The organism is Pseudoalteromonas sp. SD03 (assembly GCF_040937955.1).
GTDB classification, from domain to species: domain Bacteria; phylum Pseudomonadota; class Gammaproteobacteria; order Enterobacterales; family Alteromonadaceae; genus Pseudoalteromonas; species Pseudoalteromonas tetraodonis.
On record NZ_CP162514.1, the window covers coordinates 825,513 to 843,776 of the forward strand.

Below are 18,264 nucleotides of genomic sequence, written 5' to 3' on the forward strand. Positions count from 1 at the left end.
AAATAAGCATAGTTAAAATATAGGCTAATACGGTTTTATTTTCCTTATATTGTATTTTTAATACTCTCTTTGTTAACTAGTTTGCGTAAATACAATAAAAAGGATAGGCCGAACTTTTACTTAACGGGTGCTTATAATGAATTTAATTATTGTTTGTTGACGTTTCAATATAGCTTATCTGCATAAAAAAAGGCTGATACTTATATCAGCCTTTAGTCGAATAATTAACCCGGTTTTAGTTACTTTGTATTAAAATTACGGTTAAAGAAGTTTGTAATAGTTTGATGTAAATGAGTTTGAACTTGTTTACCGCGAAGGCTATGTTTTGAGCCCGGGTAAGTCATCATTTCAAACTGTTGATTGTTATCTTGCAGCTGTTTAAACAATTTAGTGGCATGGGTAAATAATACGTTGTCATCGGCCATGCCATGGTAAATCATTAATGGGCCTTTTAAGCCTTCAGCGTATGGGAACACAGCACTGTCGATATAGCCTTGGGCATTAGTATCTGGGTGACCCAAATAGCGCTCGGTGTAATGGGTGTCGTATAGAGCCCAGTCGGTAACCGGAGCACCAGATACACCCGCGCTAAAGTAATCGCCTGCTTTAAACATAGTCATCAGCGCCATATAACCACCGTAGCTGTGGCCATAAATACCAATGCGAGCAGGGTCTACGTAATCAAGAGTACGTAAAAACTCAACGCCTTTGATTTGATCCGCCACTTCTACAACGCCTAAGTGCTTATAAATTGCATCTTCAAACTTTTTACCGCGATTGTAAGAGCCTCGGTTATCAAGTTGAAAAATTACATAACCTTGTTGCGCCATGTATTGAAAATATAAATTTTTACTGCGCCAGCTATTCGTTACTCGCTGAGCATGAGGACCACCGTAAACGTTGACAATAACCGGATGCTTTTTACCCTTTGCCATATTTGCTGGTTTAAATAAACGGTAATGCATAATTTGGCCGTCTTCAGCGGTAATTGTTCCGTATTCGGGCTGGGCTAAATCAGTTAGATACGGGGTAAGTGGGTGAGAGTCATCAAGCTTATTCTCTTCAAGCCACGTAATAAACTCACCATTAATTTTGCGCAGTGCAGCTGAATTTGGCTTATTAACCGATGAGCTATTATCAATGAAAGTTTTATTATCTTTCGCTAGAACGACATTATGGTATTGGCCTTTTTCAGTAATGCGCTTCATACCCCCTTTTTTAAATAAAGGCGCACTGTATAAATGGCTCTCTAGCGGGGTATCTTTACGTGCAGCAAAGTAAACAACGCCATTTTTTTCATCTATCCCTTTTAGGCTATCTACGACCCAATCACCTGCGGTAATCTGGCGGATAAGTTGGCCGTTATTACGATATAAATAAAGGTGCTTAAATCCATCGCGCTCTGAGGCCCATACAAAATGCTTTTTATCTTTTAAAAATTCAAGGTCAAAATGCAAGTTGATCCAGGTATCACTTTTTTCAGTTAAAGCAACGGTTTGCTGTTTTGTTTTAGTGTTGTAAAAACGTAGTTCTAAGTTATGTTGCGAGCGGTTTTGCCATTGATAAGAGAGCGTATTGCTGTCGTTTAGCCACTTAGCGCGGGCAATATAAATATCTTTATCGTCGCCTAAGTCAATCCAGTCAACTGCTTGATCATTAAGCTTTACCACCCCAAGTTGAATGTCAACATTATTGGTGCCAGTAAATGGATAACGCTGGTTAAATAGTTTTACTTCATCAGCATAAATTTCGTTACGAATCGCTTCTTGAACAGGGCTTTCATCAACGCGAGTAAAGGCGATTTTAGATTCATCATTTGCCCACCAATAACCGGTCATACGGCTCATTTCTTCTTGCGCCACAAATTCGGCCATGCCGTTTTTAATTACGCCACCGCCATCTTTACTTAACTGAATTTCTTTACCTGAAGCCAGCTCTAGTGCATATAGGTTTTGCTCTCGGATAAAGGATACGAAATTTCCTTTTGGAGAAAAACGCGCATCGGTTTCAAATGCGTCTGTGTTAGTCAGCTTTTTACTATTTTTAGCATCTAAGTCATAGTAATAAAGATCGCCATTAAGAGGGAATAACAGTGCTTTCCCATCTTTTGACCATTTATATTCAAGGATACCTTTTCCAAAAATACGTTGGCGTTCGCGGCGTGCTTTTTCTTCATCGGAGAGATTTTCTGGGCCTGAAAATAACTGCGCCGAATCAACTAACAACCGGTTGGTATTATCTTTTAAATTATATTCCCATAAATCGTAGCGGTTATAGTCATCGGTTTTACCTTGTAAGTAGGTAACCCGGCTACCATCAGGCGAAAACTTAAGTTGTACCGGAGATTTGCCTGCTAAGCTCGGATCATCAAATATACGCTCAAGCGTTAGCGGCTCAGCTTCTGCGCTTAATGCGCCCGCGAGTAGGGGAATTGCCAGTGAGAGGTGTTTTAGTTTTTTTAACACAGGATTGCCTTTACTTACATAAAATTATCTCGATGGTAAAGCACAAGCGTGTGCAACTGCAACTAAATGCTATAAAGTGTGCGGTAAAATAATCTAAGGACTTTAACATGAGCAAAACATCATTTACCTTAGCACCTGAACTGAAAAGAGATTGTATTGAACTGGCTGATTGGCCACTTTGTAAGGTGTTACTATTAAACGACAGCCAATATCCTTGGTTTGTATTGGTCCCCAGAATAGCGGGCTTAAAAGAGATTATTGATTTAACCGAGCAGCAACAAATTACTTATTTACACGAGTCAGCGAAACTCAGTCATTTGTTAATGGAGGTTTTTAATCCTGATAAGTTAAATGTAGCCGCATTGGGTAATATGGTGCCACAACTACATATTCACCATATAGCGCGCTTTAAAACGGATGTTGCGTGGCCTGCACCTGTGTGGGGAAAATTCCCCAGTGTGCCTTATACTAATGAGCAGATAGAGCAATTAAAAGCGCATTTTTAAAAATCAAAATGAGTTACTTTGAGGGGATAGTATGAAATTAATCAAACAACTCTGTACAAGTGTATTTATTGCAGCCATTGCAGTGTCAGCAGTGATAGCGGGCGAGCAGCCAGTAGCTATAGATGTGGTAAATAACGCTAATATTAAAAACTTTGCAGCACATAACAACTTAGTTTTTTCAGCAGCGCAACCGACTGATGAGCAGTTTAAGCAACTATCGCAAGCTAAGGTGAAGCACGTTATTAATTTACGTGCAGCAGATGAGCAAGACTGGGATGAAGGCGCGTTAGTCAATTCTTTAGGAATGAATTACCACGCAATTGAGATTGCAGGTGCACAAGATGTAAACATTGAAAATGCAAATCAGTTAGCCAGCCTATTAGCAAAGCTTAACGGTGAGTCAGTACTTGTTCATTGTGCAAGTAGCAACCGTGTTGGTGCGTTAATGGCTATTTCAGCCCATCAGCAAGGCGCTGATATTGAGTCTGCAATTGAAACAGGCAAGCAGTGGGGAATGGCAAGCCTTGAGCCGGTTGTTCGTAAAGTGATGAGTGATAAATAATTAGACTGATAAGTAATAAAAAAGCGTTACAGTGTAACGCTTTTTTTATGTGAGCTAATTTAGCGCATATTAATTAAGGCCAAGCACATCTTTGCCTTGTTTGAAGGTCACATCTACAGGGATGTTCGCTTTGCTTAACTTTTCTAAATCTTTAGCTAGTTCCGCTTTAATATCGCCATGAGTGGCAATCAGTTGATCAACTTTTTCGTAATCACCATCACCTTGCAGAGTTAAAATAAGGCGTGATAACTTTGCCATAGCATCGCCCATTTTATCCATGTTGATGCTATACAAGCCATCTTCATTTTTAGAGAAGGCACCTTCTTGAGCAAAAAAGTTAAAGCGGATCATATTTGCTTTACCATGTGCACTTGAAGCACCAAAGCGCACTGAGCGGAAAATACCCGCCATAAAAGTGGTGTAGTAATCTTCTAATGTACCTTCGGTGATTTCCCCTTTTTTAAGTAACTGTTCAACCATGTATAAACCAAGAATATCGGCTTTACCTTCTTCCAAGGCGCTAGCATGCTCTTGTAGAGATTGGCGAACGGTACCTTTGCCGGTAATAGTATTTTTAATACCTAAACCGTGAGCTACTTCATGGAACATAGTGTTAGCAAAAAATGCATCAAAGGTAATGTGTTTGCGTTGCTCAGGTACAATTAACTGCTCTGCGATAGGGACTAAAATTTTATCAAACTTCGCTCGCATTGCATTTTTAAGCTGTAAGCGACGTGTGCCTTTTTCTAGCTGCACTTGCTCATCATTGGGTAAGTTAATTGCAATGGTTTTACTGCCGGCATTTGAGTGCCCAGCATAATAAACAACATCGTAGGCATTTAAGTCAGCATCTGAACCAGGTACTTCTTGCTTGTACTTGCTATCAACAGGTAAGCCTTTTTGCAGCTCAGGTAAAAAGGCAGCAAATTTAGCCAGGCGTTCGCTCCATTTTAAATCTTTAATTAGTACATACGATTCATAGGCAGCACGGTAACCAAATAATTGGTCTTCGTAGTTTTCAATTGGGCCAATAACAACATCGATAGGATTATTTTTCATATCCATCCAAGCAAAGTCAGAGGCTTGGAAATCATCGCTTTGTATTGCGTCAGCTCGTAAGTTTAGGTAGTTGGCAAATTCTTTGTCGTCAGCTAATTTGCTAGCGTCTCTAAGTAACTTAGCTGCTTGGGCAAGTTCTACGGCATATTCTTCTGAATAAGGCGTGCTGTATAAATTACCTAGTTCATCGCGTTTAATAAGTGAGTAAAGCCCTGTTTTATCTTTTACATCAGCGTTATTAAGCTCTTCTTTGGTGATGTCGGCCGGATAAAAACCTGCCCCAAGCGGCTTTTCTTTATAGCCAGATAAAAATACTTCATCGCCATTTAAGCGATCCCATGGGCCGTAGTTAATATCAGCAAACTGACGTACTTTTTCATCATCTAATTGTGCTAAAAAGCTTTGTTTATCTTCACCAAATGCTTGTTTCCAAAATAAATCGTCCATAATTTTTGAAGCATCAATAAGCTTGGCAACCATGGCTTTTTGGTTCTCAGATAAGTGTGACAAATCGCTTTGTAAGCTAAAGTCTGTGTATATGTCTAAGCGTTGACGGTCAATATTAACGAGTGTTGGCCCTGAAGGCGCTTGAGAAGCCGTTGGCGCTGAGCTTTGCGGCGTATTGTTTGAAGACGGTGCTTGCTCAGAACAGGCACTAAGAAAAACGATGCCAGAGAGCAGTATTGCTTGGCTAATTTTATTTAAGATCATTATATTGCCTTTAAAAAGTCTATTTTATAACTTGTATACTGTAAGTTAAGGTACTGAATGAGTATTAGTGTGCCTTAGCATGCTTGCATTAAAGCAAAACATACTAGCAAATAGCAAGTATTAGACGTTAGAGTGCACTAATGAGGGGCCGCTGGTAAATAATCAATAATTATCTACAATTCTTTCTATTTTAGGTATATGTTTAATACTACTAAGCTTTGAAATAATTAATAATATAAGACTTGCTGTAAAGTGTAGGTCATTAAGCAAAGGGATATTTTATGTCTACAGAAAATGCCTTACTCACTATTTTAGTTGACAGAATTAACAACGACACACTGGTGTTGCCTACGTTACCTGAGGTAGCGATTAAGGTTCGCCAAGCCGCAGATAACCCCGATGTTAATTTGATGCAAATGTCAGATGTGATAGCACATGATCCTGCATTGTCGGCGCGGATGATCAAAGTCGCAAATAGTGCAATTATGGGCCGAGCTGTAAAGGTGTCTAACTTGCACCAAGCCGTTACACGTATTGGGCTTAGGCAAATAAAAAATATTGCCACAGCCATGGCGATGGAGCAGTTATTTGTATCTAACAACGAGTTAATAAAAGGCTACATGGGAAAGGCGTGGCATAAAACGCTGCATGTGGCCTCGCACTCTATTTCATTAATGGAGTTTTACTTAAAAAGAAATACCCATACATCGCTAAATCGCGATGCCATTACATTAGCTTCATTAGTTTATAATATTGGGGTGTTACCCATTTTAACTGAAGCAGAGCGTCACCCTGAAGTGTTTGCAAGCCCCAGCTTTTTAGCCCATGCGATTCAACGTTTAAGTGGTAAAATTGGTGGTTCAATCATGAAAGCGTGGGAATTTCCTGATGTGTTTGTTGAGGTCGCGCAGCACTGGGCAGATGTGAATCATCGTACTGCTGAGGTGAGTTATATCGACTTCATTCGTGTTGGTGCAATCCTTGAGGGAACCTTACAAGTATCTGATAAGTCAGCAGCGCTGCAAACGTATATTGATAAAGGCATATTTCCTTCATTAGAAATGTTAGAGAGTGAAGAGTATTTGCATATGGTTGAAGACGTAAAAGAAATGTTTAGTTAATACCAATTTTATTAAAAACATGATTATTCTAGCGTATTAAATAATCCGCTACCTGCGTTAAAAATTATTTATATAGAACAACTATGTATCATAATTTTTGCCTTGTTATCGACTTATTTCTTTGTCGCTATAATAGATCACTAATTTAATGCAATTGGTATAACTTGTTTTTGAACAATAAAAAGCACGATTAATATCGTGCTTTTATTTTTAATACTATTTAATAAAGCTTTTACGCTAAATCGTCAGCATCACCTAAGCCCTGTGTAAGCTCTTCTAGCAATTGCTTAATTTCTTCAGATGCAAGAATAAAATCAGCATCTAGTTTAACCGCCATATCTTCTTTAGGAATATCGGCATTTTCTTCTTTAAGTGTTTCTGAATAGCTTAAACGTTTAATTGAGCCATCGTTTTGTAGCATAAATTTAACGCGCTCTTGCCAATCAAGGGCAAGCTTAGTAACGCGCTTACCACTTTCAAGGTGCGACTTCACTTCGTCACACGATAGGTCATGGCCTTTGAGTTTTACCTGAGCACCACTGTCATCAGCTTCTTCAAGTTCAGCGTCTGATCCAATTGCAAAGCCTTCTGGAGTACTAAAGTTAGTAAGCCAGTCAGTTAAAAATACGTCTAAATCATAATTAGCAAACGCAGGAACAACGGGTAATGTCCCTAATGATTTACGTAATAGAGCAAGTAGTTCCTCTGCTTTATTAAAGCTTGCACTATTAACTACCACCCACCCATTTTCTTGGTCTATAAAAGCAAACTGCAAGCTCGATTTTTTAAATGCTTGTGGCAATAAGGTGTGTAAGATGTTTTCTTTTAGTTCATCTTTTTCTTTTTTCTTTACTGGGCGATTTTCTTCGGCTTCAATCTGATCAACTTTTTCTGCTACCAGCTCATTTATTACCGAGGCTGGTAATACTTTTTCTTCACGTTTAGCGCACACTAAAATACTTTTTTGTGAGAAATGAGAAAGAGTTTCACCATGTTTACCAAATGCTTTTGTCCAACCAAATGTTGCCAACTCTTGGCCAGTACAAGGACGAAATAGATCTTGCTCTAATGCCTTATCAAAGTCTTCTTGTGTGTATGAAACGTCTTGTTTAAAGCGATAGCATATAAGGTTACTAAACCACATCGGGGAATGATCCATTTAAAAAATTTGTGCAATCATAGCAATAAAAGCCGCTTCTAGAAACGGCTGATTTAGCTTAATCGAGTTTAAAAAGTGGCAGGGGAGATGACATGTTTTTAGGGAACGAAATACGGTAGTGTAACCCTTGCCCAGGCTCACTACTTACTTCAATTTTACCATTGAGCGTTTGTTTTACTAAATTAAAAATAATATGGGCACCTAAGCCGCTGCCACCCTCATCACGCTTGGTGGTAAAAAATGGGTCAAATAAACGCTTTAGTTGAGCCGGTTTTAAACCTAAACCGTTATCTTGATAATTAATGATGAGGTCGTTTTCATCAGTATTTACATCTATGGTGATTTGGCCGCTGTTTATATTTTCAAAACCATGCACTAATGAGTTCATAATTAGGTTCGTAAATATTTGACTAATGACTCCCGCAGGTAAGTTAATAATTAAATCATCTGGGCAATGTAGACGAATGCTGTGAGATGTTTTTTTAATTTGTGGGTGCAAAGAGCGTATAACTTCGTTGATGTAGTCTTTAAAATTAATTGTTCTTAGAGCTTCACTGGCCTGATCTACCGCAATTTGTTTAAAGCTGGTTATTAAATCTGAGGCACGTTCTAAGTTGTGAGAGAGTAGTTGAGCACTTTGCGCTGCATCATTAATAAAGCCTTCTAAAGCCGCAGACGATAATGATTTATTTTTATACGCAGTTTCTATTTCGGTTAATCGCTCTTGTAAAAAAGAGGTGGCAGTAACGCCAATACCAATAGGGGTATTAATTTCATGAGTGATCCCCGCCACTAAGCCGCCTAATACCGCCATTTTTTCTGAGCCAACCAGTTGCTCTTGCGCAAAGCTTAATTCATCGAGCGAGCTTTGCAGCTGAGTTTGCTTGCTTAACAGTTCTTGTTCGGTTTGCTTTCGTAAATCGACTTCTTCTGTTAATACTGCTTTTTGTCGCTCTAGTTCATATTTTTGTTGCTGCAGATCGATCATTGCTTGGCTTAAATTTGATGTTTTACGCGCAACATCCTGTTCAAGTTGTAAGTTTTGTTGGTCCAGTTTTTGATTGCTTTCAATTAGGTCATGCTGAGTTTGTTTTAACTCTTTTTTATACTCAACAACCTTCGAAATCAGATTGTTAAAAGAGCGTTCCATTACTTTAAGCTCGTTATTTTCATCGGTGACTATTTTAACCTGTTGACCATCAAGCTCTTCTAACTCAAGGTATTCAATTTGCTCGGTTAATTGAGTAAGGGGCTCGGTGAGTAACTTTCTAAATGCAATTAAAAATAAGATGATTAAAAAGGTTGTTTTAATCATGGCATTACCAATCAAAAAGTAGATAGAGAGCATAATGCGACTAAAAATTACATCGCGACTAGAAAATAAAGTAACATCGCCTACTTGCGTTGCTCGTCCTGAAAACTCAAAAATAAGTGGGAATGTATAGCCAAATAAACCGGCTTTGGTGTCCTCTACCATGACATCTTCTTGCACAAGTTGCTGGCTGTAAAGATTGTGAATATTTAGCGCGCGGCCTAATTGAGAAATAATAGCGCCATTATCGTCACGAATAATAACCCCCTCAACCATAGGTATATCGAGTAATCCTTCGGCGGTTGTGGTGGTTTGCTTTATATTTAGCTCCCAAATTGCTCGGGTTAAACTTCTACCAAAGGTCTTTTGTAATGTGCCAAGTTCATCGCGTATGTAATCTTTAGTATTGACGTACTCTGCGAAAATTTGCCCGCAGGTCACCACAAAGGTCAGTATAAAATAAACTGATAAAACCCGAGTGAGTAACTTTGTTGAAAGACTTTTTTGCGGCATGGGAGGCTTATATTTCCTTAAATTATTCAACTGTTAATGTACGCTTATAAACATTAGTTAATAAATGATTAAAAATAAACATATATTTTATAATATTGCTATTTAGCGTTGTTAAATAAGCAATCATTCTGTTCTATATGCATTGGGTTTCTATTTGAGTACCGTTTGTTTGGATAGGCTGTTTTTTACTTGGAAATAGTTAATTTACTAATTTGTATTGTGCAATTAAGCATTTTATTGATAACGTTTATAAAAGTTACAATAAATAATCTGCTCGTTGCTAATTTGGTTATAATTTTGACTGTTGCGGATTGGGCAACCAACTAATTTTACAGTGGGTTTAGGTGTTTTGTATGAGTTTAATTAATGAGTCATTATGATGCGTTTTTCTATTTTAGTCTGTGATGATTCCACCGTTGCTCGCAAACAGGTAATGCGCTGTTTAAAAGAATGTATTGATGCCGATATTCAGCAAGCAACTAACGGTAAAGAGGCATTGGAGCAATTGCGTCAAAGGCATTTCGATCTCCTGTGTCTTGATTTAACCATGCCTGAAGTTGATGGTATTGAAGTACTTGAGCAAATCAAAATTTCTAAAATAGAGTCTTATGTATTAGTGATCTCTGCTGATATCCAACAAAAAATGCAAGCACGTGTCGCGCAACTAGGCGCAATCGATTTTATTCATAAGCCAATTAATAAAACGCAACTGAGTACAGTTTTGCATAAGTTTGGCATTTATTAATAAATTTCATGATGAAAAAGACTGTTTTATCTGCTAATTTAGGGTTGACAGAATAGCCTTTGTTAAGGCAGTCTTAAGCTTATGAAAACATTTAGTCTTGTAACGACCATTATTATTACAACCACCATTCTTACTGGATAGTGGCATAGGTCGGTGCAACAAATTTAAAGGCCTGTGTTCACTTAGAACACAGGCCTTTTTTCGTTTTATGGAATGAGGAAACATAAAAAATGCGCGTATTAAAATTTGGCGGCTCATCGCTCGCTGATTTTGCCTGTTTAGAGCAAGTTGCTGCACTCGCTAAGGCACAATTAAAAGATGAAATGTTGCTGGTACTGTCAGCCCCAGGAGGCATGACTGACTCGTTAGTTAATTTAGCTAGTACTGCAGAGCAGGGGCATGACTTTAGCGAACAATGGCATTCACTGACTAGCCGATGCAACATGCTCAAAGCAGCGGTAGAGGAAAAGCAAGGAGCAGTTCAAAACTGGCCTGACTTTAACGAACTTAAAAATAAGCTTGATGGTATTGCACTGATAAAGTGCTGCCCTGATAAGGTCAGAGCATTCATTATTAGCTTTGGTGAGCGTGTTAGCGTATCGCTAATGCAAAGTCTATTAGCCGATCATAACGCGCATTATTTACAAGCAACAGATTGTATTGTTTCAACCGGCGGATACATAGACGCAGAAGCGGATTTAGTGGCCAGTAAAGCACGTTTTCAAGCCGTGTTAAAAGAATCCCCTGCGACGGTTTATATTATGCCGGGCTTTACCGCAAGTAATGATGAAGGGGAGCTCACAACGCTTGGTCGTAATGGGTCTGACTACTCGGCGGCGATTGCTGCGGCGTGTTTAGAGGCGCAAGTGTGTCAAATTTGGACTGACGTTGATGGTGTATACAGCGCCGATCCGCGTTATATCAAAAAAGCCACTAAGGTTGATTTCCTGTCTTATAAAGAAGCGATGGAACTTTCTTATTTTGGCGCTAAAGTATTGCACCCTAAAACTATCCTACCGTGTGCAAAAGCAGGGGTGCCATGCGAAATTAAAAACACTCATAACCCAGATGCGCAAGGCTCACTAATTAGTAACGATACGGTATCTGATGAACCAGTAAAAGCACTCTCAAGCCTACAAAATTTAGCTATGCTGACCGTTTCAGGCCCAGGCATGAAAGGTAAAGTGGGCATGGCATCGAAAGTATTTAATGCATTGGCGCATGATAACGTGTCAATTGTACTCATTACCCAGTCATCATGTGAATTTAGCATTAGCTTTTGTGTACATGAAAGCGATTTAAATCTAGCGTTAAGTGCGTTGCAAGTAGCCTTTGATTTAGAGTCAAAAGCGGGGCTCATTGAGCCGGTAAATGTGCAACGTAATTTAGCAATAGTAACGTTAGTCGGTGATAACATGCGTGCCCACAAGGGTTTAGCGGCTAAGTTTTTTGCATCGCTTGCACAAGCGCAAGTAAACATTGTTGCCATAGCGCAAGATTCAACAGAAAGTGCTATTTCAGCCGTTATTGACGGTGAATTATGTAATGACGCGGTTAAAATTTGCCATGAAAACTTCTTTACTCATGTGCCTTCAATTGATGTGTTTTTATTGGGCTGTGGCTTAGTCGGCCAAGAGCTAATTAACCAACTTGAGCGTCAACAAGCATGGCTTGAAAAGCGTAATATTAAATTAAACCTATATGGTGTTGCCAACTCTCGTCAATTACACCTTGATGGTGAGGGGATTGCGTTTGATGATTGGCAGCAAAAACTGGCGCAGTCAGAGCAAGCGTTTGATTTAAAATTGGTCGAGCAGTTTGTTAAGCAAAATCATTTAGTTAATCCAGTGCTAGTTGACTGTACTTCATCAGATGCCTTGGCTGCACAATATGTAGATTTTTTAAATGCAGGTTTTCATGTCGTGGCTGCCAATAAAAAAGCCACCACGAGCTCATATACGTATTACCAAGATTTAATTGCAGCAACACATAAAAATAATCGTAAGTTTTTATACGAAACTAACGTAGGTGCAGGTTTACCTGTAATCGATAATTTGCAATCGTTGTTTGGTGCAGGTGATGAGTTACTTGAGTTTAGTGGTATTTTATCAGGTTCGCTTTCATACATGTTTGGTGCACTAGAAGATGGTTTATCACTTTCTGAAGCAACAATTAAAGCCAAAGAAAGCGGGTTTACAGAGCCCGATCCGCGCGATGACTTATCGGGAACTGACGTAGCACGTAAATTACTGATCATTGCACGCGAAGCCGGTATGAAATTAGAGCTTAGCGATATTGAAGTGGAGTCGGTTTTACCGCCAGGTTTTGCCCAAGGTGACAATGTTGAGCAGTTTATGGCGAAATTACCTAGCTTAGATGCTGGTTTTAACGACCGTGTTCAAAGTGCAGCAAGTGAAGGTAAAGTACTTCGCTATGTAGGCACAATTAAAAATGGTCACTGTAAGGTCGGAATCGAAGCGGTAGATTCATCACATGCATTGAATGTTATTCGTGATGGTGAAAATGCGCTGGCTATTTTAAGCCAATACTACCAACCGCGTCCGTTTGTAATTCGTGGTTATGGGGCTGGCTCTGCAGTAACGGCTGCGGGTGTATTTGCAGACATATTAAAAACATTATCTCGCTAGGAGTCAGTCATGATTGAAGTATATGCTCCGGCGTCTATTGGTAATTTTGCCGTTGGCTTTGATGCGCTGGGCGCCGCACTTGCGCCCATTGATGGCGGTTTATTGGGTGATGTGGCGGTTGTTAGTGCCGCATCGAGTGATGAATTTATTTGTACAGGCGACTATGCACATAAGCTACCTAGTGATGCGCAAGAAAATTTAGCGTATCAGTGTTTAGTGCACTTTAGAGCGCATGTTGCGCCTGATATGCCTGCGGTAAAGCTCGAACTTAGGAAAAATTTGCCGATTGGTTCGGGATTAGGCTCAAGTGCTTGCTCTGTGGTGGCGACATTTGCAGCACTGGATAAATTTGCCAAAACTAATTTAAGCCAAGTAGAGCTCATTGAGCTTATGGCAGATTTTGAAGCCGTTGTAAGTGGGGGGCGCCATTACGATAACATCACACCGTGTTATTTAGGTGGCTTACAGTTAACCGGTGATTTAATTCCTGATAAATCTATTGCTTTACCTATTGATGAAAGCTGGTATTACGTTGCCGCATTTCCGGGTTTTTCGCTCAATACTGCAAAGGCACGCTCTGTTTTACCAAAAGAGCTCAGCATGCATGCGGGGGTTGAATTTGCTCAGCGTTTATCGGCGTTTAGTAGCTTACTGTTAACAGGGCGTTTTGATGATGCATTAAGCATTATGAAAGACGAAATAGCAGAGCCATACCGTGCGCCACTTATAAGCGGCTTTAGTGATGCCAAAGCAAGCTTACCAGCACTGGGTGCTGAAGTTGTGAGTATTTCAGGCGCAGGGCCGACCTTGTTTAGTGTATGTAAAACACTTGAAGCGGCAGAGCAATGCGCGCAGTGGCTAGAGGAAAATTACATCAACGAGCAAGGCTTTTGCCATATTTGTAAATTAGATAACGACGGCACGCGTCAATTAAATGTTTTATAGGATAAAGAGTCATGCAATTACATAATTTAAAAGAATATTCACAAAAAGTGTCGTTTGTTGAAGCTGTAAAAACAGGACTAGGGCGTAATCAAGGTGTGTTTTTTCCAGAGTCGTTAGCGCCATTAAGTGATGTTGATGCATTACTAGATATGGACTTTGTTACTCGCAGCGGCAAAATTTTATCGCACCTTATTGGTGACGAGCTACCAAGTGATACTGTTGCCCAGATGGTTAAGAATGCGTTTAACTTTCCGGTTAAGCTGGTGGAAGTTGAAGATAATACCTATTGCTTAGAGTTATTTCACGGCCCAACACTGGCATTTAAAGATTTTGGTGGCCGTTTTATGGCCGAGTGCTTGGCGCAATTTAATCAAGGTGAAAAAGTCACTATTTTAACTGCAACATCGGGTGATACCGGGGCTGCCGTAGCGCATGCTTTTTATAACAAACCAAATATTGATGTCGTTATTTTATACCCTAAAGGTAAAATTTCATTAGCGCAGCAAAAGTTATTTACAACGCTTGGTGACAACATTCACTGTTATGCGATTGAGGGTAGTTTTGATGATTGCCAAGAGTTGGTTAAAAAATCATTTTTAGATGAAGAGCTAAAATCGAAGTTAGGTTTAAACTCAGCAAATTCAATTAACATTAGCCGTTTAGTCGCGCAGGTATGTTATTACTTTGAAGCCATTGCACAGCTGCCAAAAGAAAAGCGTGCTACAGCGCATATTTCAGTACCGAGTGGTAACTTTGGTAATGTGTGTGCGGCTATGATTGGCGCGGTTATTGGTATGCCTGTAGGTAAACTAAGCGCGACTACAAACCAAAACGACACAGTACCGCGCTTTATGCTTGATAAAAATTGGACGCCTAATGCGACAATTGAATCGCTTTCAAATGCAATGGATGTGAGTAAACCTAATAACTGGCCACGTGTGCAATCAATGTTAGATAATAACTGGTTTAGTTATGATAACTTTTATTCGGTGAGTGTTGATGAACAGCAAACACAAACAGTGATGAAAAAAATTCAACAGCTTGGCTATATTGCAGAGCCTCACACCGCAATTGCTTACCAAGGTCTTGTAGAAAATAAGGCGGCAGATGCTGTGGGGGTTTTTTTAGCGACTGCGCATCCGGCCAAATTTAAAGACAGCGTTGAGGATATCCTTAATGTTGAATTAGATATGCCAAAGCCGTTAGCTGATGCATTAGCAAAACCGTGTTTAGCCACTGATATGCACAACGATTATGCTGTTTTGCGTACAGAATTGTTTAAAAAGCTTGCCTAAAAAAGGCCGATAATAAAAGCGGCTTAGGCCGCTTTTTTTGTTTGTTTATGCATCGCTTTAGACATAGCGCATAAGCTATATAAATGTAGTAAATAAAATTCATTTAAAATTGTTATTAGTTTATAAAAAAATATCATCATCAAAATGCTGTGAAATAGTTTCAATCCCTGTTTAAATATCCTCAACTTAAGAGCGTAGGCAAAACGTCGTTTTAAGCGTACAATAAAGCCTCTAAAAAATACCCATACACGTTGCCCAGGAGACCCCAATGTTAGAACGTAGCATGAATATTTCGGACTTTGATCCAGAGTTATTTGACGCGATGAGCAAAGAAACATCACGTCAGGAAGAGCATATTGAGTTAATTGCATCTGAAAACTACTGTAGCCCACGCGTACTTGAAGCGCAGGGTTCTCAGCTGACTAACAAATACGCTGAAGGTTACCCGGGCAAACGTTACTACGGTGGCTGTGAGCACGTAGACGTGGTTGAGCAACTTGCTATTGACCGCGCAAATGAATTATTTGGTACAGATTACGCAAACGTACAGCCTCATGCCGGTTCACAAGCGAATGCTGCTGTTTTCCAAGCTCTTTTAAGCCCACTTGATACTGTATTAGGCATGAGCCTAGCGCACGGTGGTCATTTAACGCACGGCTCACACGTTAACTTCTCTGGTAAAACATACAACGCAATTCAGTATGGCCTTAACGAAGAAACTGGCGAAATTGATTACGCACAAGTTGAAGCGTTAGCACTTGAGCACAAACCAAAAATGATTATTGCGGGTTTCTCTGCTTATTCAGGTATTGTTGACTGGGCTAAGTTCCGTGAAATTGCAGACAAAGTAGGTGCATACTTATTTGTTGATATGGCGCACGTTGCAGGTTTAATTGCTGCGGGTGTTTACCCAAGCCCGGTGCCATTTGCTCACGTTGTAACAACCACAACACACAAAACATTAGCGGGTCCTCGCGGTGGTTTAATCATTTCTGCGTGTGGCGATGAAGAAATTTACAAAAAGCTAAACAGCGCTGTTTTCCCAGGTGGCCAAGGTGGTCCTTTATGTCATGTTATTGCTGCTAAAGCGGTCGCATTTAAAGAAGCACTTCAACCTGAGTTTAAAACATACCAAGCACAAGTTGTTAAAAATGCACAAGCAATGGTTGCCGTATTACAAGAGCGCGGCTACAAAGTAGTATCGGGTAAAACTGACAACCACTTATTCTTACTTGATTTAATCGATAAAGATATCACAGGTAAAGATGCAGATGCTGCCCTAGGTAATGCGAATATCACGGTTAACAAAAACTCAGTACCGAACGATCCACGTTCACCATTTGTTACTTCTGGTTTGCGTATTGGTTCACCAGCAATCACTCGTCGTGGCTTTAAAGAAGCAGAGTCAAAAGAGTTAGCGGGCTGGATCTGTGACGTACTAGACAACATCGAAGATGAGTCAGTACAAGCGCAAGTAAAAGAAAAAGTGAAAGCAATTTGTGCAAAATTACCTGTTTACGCTTAATCCAAGAGTAAAATAGTAATTTAGATCACAACTGCACACATTTTTGTTATGATAATGGCCGCTATAATAGCGGCCATTTTTTGTTTTTAAAACGGAAACACACAGTTATGCATTGCCCATTTTGCACCGCCAAAGATACTAAAGTTATTGATTCTCGCCTTGTCGGCGGGGGACACCAAGTACGTAGACGTCGTGAATGTAATGAGTGCCACGAACGATTTACCACCTTTGAAGGGGCTGAATTAGTGATGCCACGGGTCATCAAGCAAGATGGCAGCCGCGAACCGTTTAATGAAGATAAGTTACTAAATGGCTTAACTCGCGCCCTCGAAAAACGCCCCGTAAGCACTGAGCAAGTTGACGAAGTGGTTAATATTATTAAGTCGCAGCTGCGAGCCACTGGCGAACGCGAAGTGTCTAGCCATTTGGTGGGTGAGTGCATTATGGAAGCGCTTAAAAAGTTAGATAAAGTGGCCTATGTAAGATTTGCCTCTGTATATCGCTCGTTTGAAGATATACGCGAATTTGGTGAAGAAATAGCCCGCTTAGGGGAATAGTAATGACCAAGCAAAGTTCGTTTTCAGAGGATGATAAACGCTACATGGCTCGCGCTATTGAACTGGCAAAAAAAGGGCGCTTTACGACAACCCCTAATCCTAATGTTGGCTGCGTACTCGTAAAAAACAATAAAGTAATAGGTGAAGGGTTTCATCAGTTAGCGGGCCAAGGTCATGCAGAGGTAAACGCACTGGCTATGGCTGGCGAAAATGCCAAAGGCGCAACCGCTTATGTAACCCTAGAGCCTTGCAGTCATTATGGTCGAACACCGCCTTGTGCTGAAGGGCTAAAAGTAGCCGGTGTTAAAAAAGTGATTGCCGCAATGGTTGACAGCAACCCGCAAGTTGCAGGCAAAGGTCTGAAAATTTTAGCGGATGCTGGTATAGAAGTTGCTCACGGATTACTTGAAGCGCAAGCTCGCGCATTAAACCTTGGGTTTTTTAAGCGCATGGAGCAGGGGTTACCCTTTGTGACTTGCAAAATGGCCGCCAGTATTGATGGTAAAACGGCGCTTAAAAACGGCCAAAGTAAATGGATAACAGGCCCCGCTGCGCGCCAAGATGTGCAACTATACCGAGCACAAAACTGTGCAATTTTAACCGGTGCCGATACGGTATTAATGGATGATGCAAAATTAAATGTGCGCCCAGAAGAGTTACCGTATTCTTTACCAACTGATTTACCACTGCGCCAACCGGTTCGCGTTGTTATTGACTCACAAAATAGACTTACCCCTGATCTTGCCTTATTTTCAATTCAAAGTGAGGTGATAATATTTACCACCAAGGTTGATAAATCGCATCAGTGGCCTCATTTTGTTAAACAGATTGAAGTACCTGAAAATAATAATAAAGTAGATTTACTGGCCGTGTTAAACACGCTAGCCCAATTGCAGTTTAATAATGTGTGGCTAGAGGCCGGAGCAACACTGGCTGGCAAAATGACAGAACTTGATTTAATTGATGAGTTTGTTTTTTACATTGCTCCTAAATTAATGGGCAGCGATGCTAAAAGTTTACTAAATTTCCCAGAGTTAATGAGTATGCAAAATACCATTAATTTAACTTTTAATGAGTGTGTGCCAATCGGTGATGATTTACGTATCACAGCACTAAAAAAAGCTCATTAATCATTTTATAT

14 protein-coding genes are annotated in these 18,264 nt (G+C 40.0%); 10 read left to right on the forward strand and 4 right to left on the reverse strand.

Annotation, left to right across the window (positions count from 1 at the left end):
* Positions 1-239: 239 nt before the first annotated feature.
* Positions 240-2,465, reverse strand: a complete 2,226-nt coding sequence (locus ABZP26_RS03860) for a S9 family peptidase (RefSeq protein WP_064664262.1) — start codon at positions 2,463-2,465, stop codon at positions 240-242.
* A 107-nt stretch (positions 2,466-2,572) separates the two neighbouring features.
* Here ABZP26_RS03860 and ABZP26_RS03865 point away from each other — a divergent pair, with 107 nt between their 5' ends.
* Both ABZP26_RS03865 and ABZP26_RS03870 read left to right on the forward strand, forming a co-directional pair.
* Complete coding sequence (locus ABZP26_RS03865) at positions 2,573-2,971, forward strand: HIT domain-containing protein (protein ID WP_368485384.1); 399 nt, start codon at positions 2,573-2,575, stop codon at positions 2,969-2,971.
* A 31-nt stretch (positions 2,972-3,002) separates the two neighbouring features.
* A complete protein-coding gene (locus ABZP26_RS03870) occupies positions 3,003-3,533 on the forward strand; it encodes a hypothetical protein (RefSeq protein WP_368485385.1) in 531 nt (176 codons plus the stop codon).
* 69 nt (positions 3,534-3,602) lie between these two features.
* On the opposite strand, the gene ABZP26_RS03875 is transcribed toward ABZP26_RS03870, so the two are convergent.
* The gene (locus tag ABZP26_RS03875) at positions 3,603-5,303 is read right to left on the reverse strand and encodes a hypothetical protein (protein WP_013464222.1); all 1,701 of its coding nucleotides are present in this window, start codon (positions 5,301-5,303) and stop codon (positions 3,603-3,605) included.
* 281 nt (positions 5,304-5,584) lie between these two features.
* On the opposite strand from ABZP26_RS03875, the gene ABZP26_RS03880 reads away from it, so the two are divergent.
* Complete coding sequence (locus tag ABZP26_RS03880) at positions 5,585-6,424, forward strand: HDOD domain-containing protein (protein ID WP_013464223.1); 840 nt, start codon at positions 5,585-5,587, stop codon at positions 6,422-6,424.
* A 232-nt stretch (positions 6,425-6,656) separates the two neighbouring features.
* Here the strand turns inward: ABZP26_RS03880 and rdgC are convergent, their stop codons facing one another.
* Both rdgC and ABZP26_RS03890 read right to left on the reverse strand, forming a co-directional pair.
* On the reverse strand, positions 6,657-7,568 hold the full coding sequence (gene rdgC / locus ABZP26_RS03885) for a recombination-associated protein RdgC (protein WP_008111993.1): 912 nt from the start codon (positions 7,566-7,568) through the stop codon (positions 6,657-6,659).
* 73 nt (positions 7,569-7,641) lie between these two features.
* On the reverse strand, positions 7,642-9,408 hold the full coding sequence (locus ABZP26_RS03890; protein WP_013464224.1) for an ATP-binding protein: 1,767 nt from the start codon (positions 9,406-9,408) through the stop codon (positions 7,642-7,644).
* A 376-nt stretch (positions 9,409-9,784) separates the two neighbouring features.
* Here ABZP26_RS03890 and ABZP26_RS03895 point away from each other — a divergent pair, with 376 nt between their 5' ends.
* From ABZP26_RS03895 to ribD, 7 genes are all read left to right on the forward strand, one after another.
* Positions 9,785-10,153: a response regulator gene (locus tag ABZP26_RS03895; protein ID WP_024601555.1), complete on the forward strand. Its 369-nt coding sequence runs from the start codon at positions 9,785-9,787 to the stop codon at positions 10,151-10,153.
* A gap of 230 nt (positions 10,154-10,383) precedes the next feature.
* Positions 10,384-12,801: a bifunctional aspartate kinase/homoserine dehydrogenase I gene (gene thrA, locus ABZP26_RS03900; protein WP_058154253.1), complete on the forward strand. Its 2,418-nt coding sequence runs from the start codon at positions 10,384-10,386 to the stop codon at positions 12,799-12,801.
* Positions 12,802-12,810: 9 nt separating this feature from the next.
* Positions 12,811-13,746, forward strand: coding sequence for a homoserine kinase (gene thrB / locus ABZP26_RS03905; protein ID WP_058154254.1), 936 nt, complete (start codon positions 12,811-12,813; stop codon positions 13,744-13,746).
* An 11-nt stretch (positions 13,747-13,757) separates the two neighbouring features.
* The gene (thrC, locus tag ABZP26_RS03910) at positions 13,758-15,041 is read left to right on the forward strand and encodes a threonine synthase (RefSeq protein WP_058154255.1); all 1,284 of its coding nucleotides are present in this window, start codon (positions 13,758-13,760) and stop codon (positions 15,039-15,041) included.
* Positions 15,042-15,309: 268 nt separating this feature from the next.
* Entirely contained in the window at positions 15,310-16,566 is a 1,257-nt protein-coding gene (gene glyA, locus ABZP26_RS03915) for a serine hydroxymethyltransferase (protein ID WP_013464229.1), read from the forward strand.
* Between the two features lie 107 nt (positions 16,567-16,673).
* Positions 16,674-17,123, forward strand: a complete 450-nt coding sequence (gene nrdR / locus ABZP26_RS03920) for a transcriptional regulator NrdR (protein WP_010390928.1) — start codon at positions 16,674-16,676, stop codon at positions 17,121-17,123.
* 2 nt (positions 17,124-17,125) lie between these two features.
* Positions 17,126-18,253 (forward strand): bifunctional diaminohydroxyphosphoribosylaminopyrimidine deaminase/5-amino-6-(5-phosphoribosylamino)uracil reductase RibD, encoded by a 1,128-nt coding sequence (gene ribD, locus ABZP26_RS03925; RefSeq protein WP_290172936.1) that lies wholly within the window; start codon positions 17,126-17,128, stop codon positions 18,251-18,253.
* Positions 18,254-18,264: the final 11 nt, after the last annotated feature.

Excerpts from the sequence above, each read along its gene's own strand:
- ABZP26_RS03875 (WP_013464222.1), bottom strand. The coding sequence starts at position 5,303 with ATGATCTTAAATAAAATTAGCCAAGCAATACTGCTCTCTGGCATCGTT.
- rdgC (WP_008111993.1), bottom strand. The coding sequence starts at position 7,568 with ATGTGGTTTAGTAACCTTATATGCTATCGCTTTAAACAAGACGTTTCA.
- thrA (WP_058154253.1), top strand. The coding sequence starts at position 10,384 with ATGCGCGTATTAAAATTTGGCGGCTCATCGCTCGCTGATTTTGCCTGT.
- thrC (WP_058154255.1), top strand. The coding sequence starts at position 13,758 with ATGCAATTACATAATTTAAAAGAATATTCACAAAAAGTGTCGTTTGTT.
- thrB (WP_058154254.1), top strand. The coding sequence starts at position 12,811 with ATGATTGAAGTATATGCTCCGGCGTCTATTGGTAATTTTGCCGTTGGC.
- ribD (WP_290172936.1), top strand. The coding sequence starts at position 17,126 with ATGACCAAGCAAAGTTCGTTTTCAGAGGATGATAAACGCTACATGGCT.
- ABZP26_RS03895 (WP_024601555.1), top strand. The coding sequence starts at position 9,785 with ATGATGCGTTTTTCTATTTTAGTCTGTGATGATTCCACCGTTGCTCGC.
- ABZP26_RS03870 (WP_368485385.1), top strand. The coding sequence starts at position 3,003 with ATGAAATTAATCAAACAACTCTGTACAAGTGTATTTATTGCAGCCATT.
- nrdR (WP_010390928.1), top strand. The coding sequence starts at position 16,674 with ATGCATTGCCCATTTTGCACCGCCAAAGATACTAAAGTTATTGATTCT.
- ABZP26_RS03865 (WP_368485384.1), top strand. The coding sequence starts at position 2,573 with ATGAGCAAAACATCATTTACCTTAGCACCTGAACTGAAAAGAGATTGT.
- ABZP26_RS03880 (WP_013464223.1), top strand. The coding sequence starts at position 5,585 with ATGTCTACAGAAAATGCCTTACTCACTATTTTAGTTGACAGAATTAAC.
- ABZP26_RS03890 (WP_013464224.1), bottom strand. The coding sequence starts at position 9,408 with ATGCCGCAAAAAAGTCTTTCAACAAAGTTACTCACTCGGGTTTTATCA.
- glyA (WP_013464229.1), top strand. The coding sequence starts at position 15,310 with ATGTTAGAACGTAGCATGAATATTTCGGACTTTGATCCAGAGTTATTT.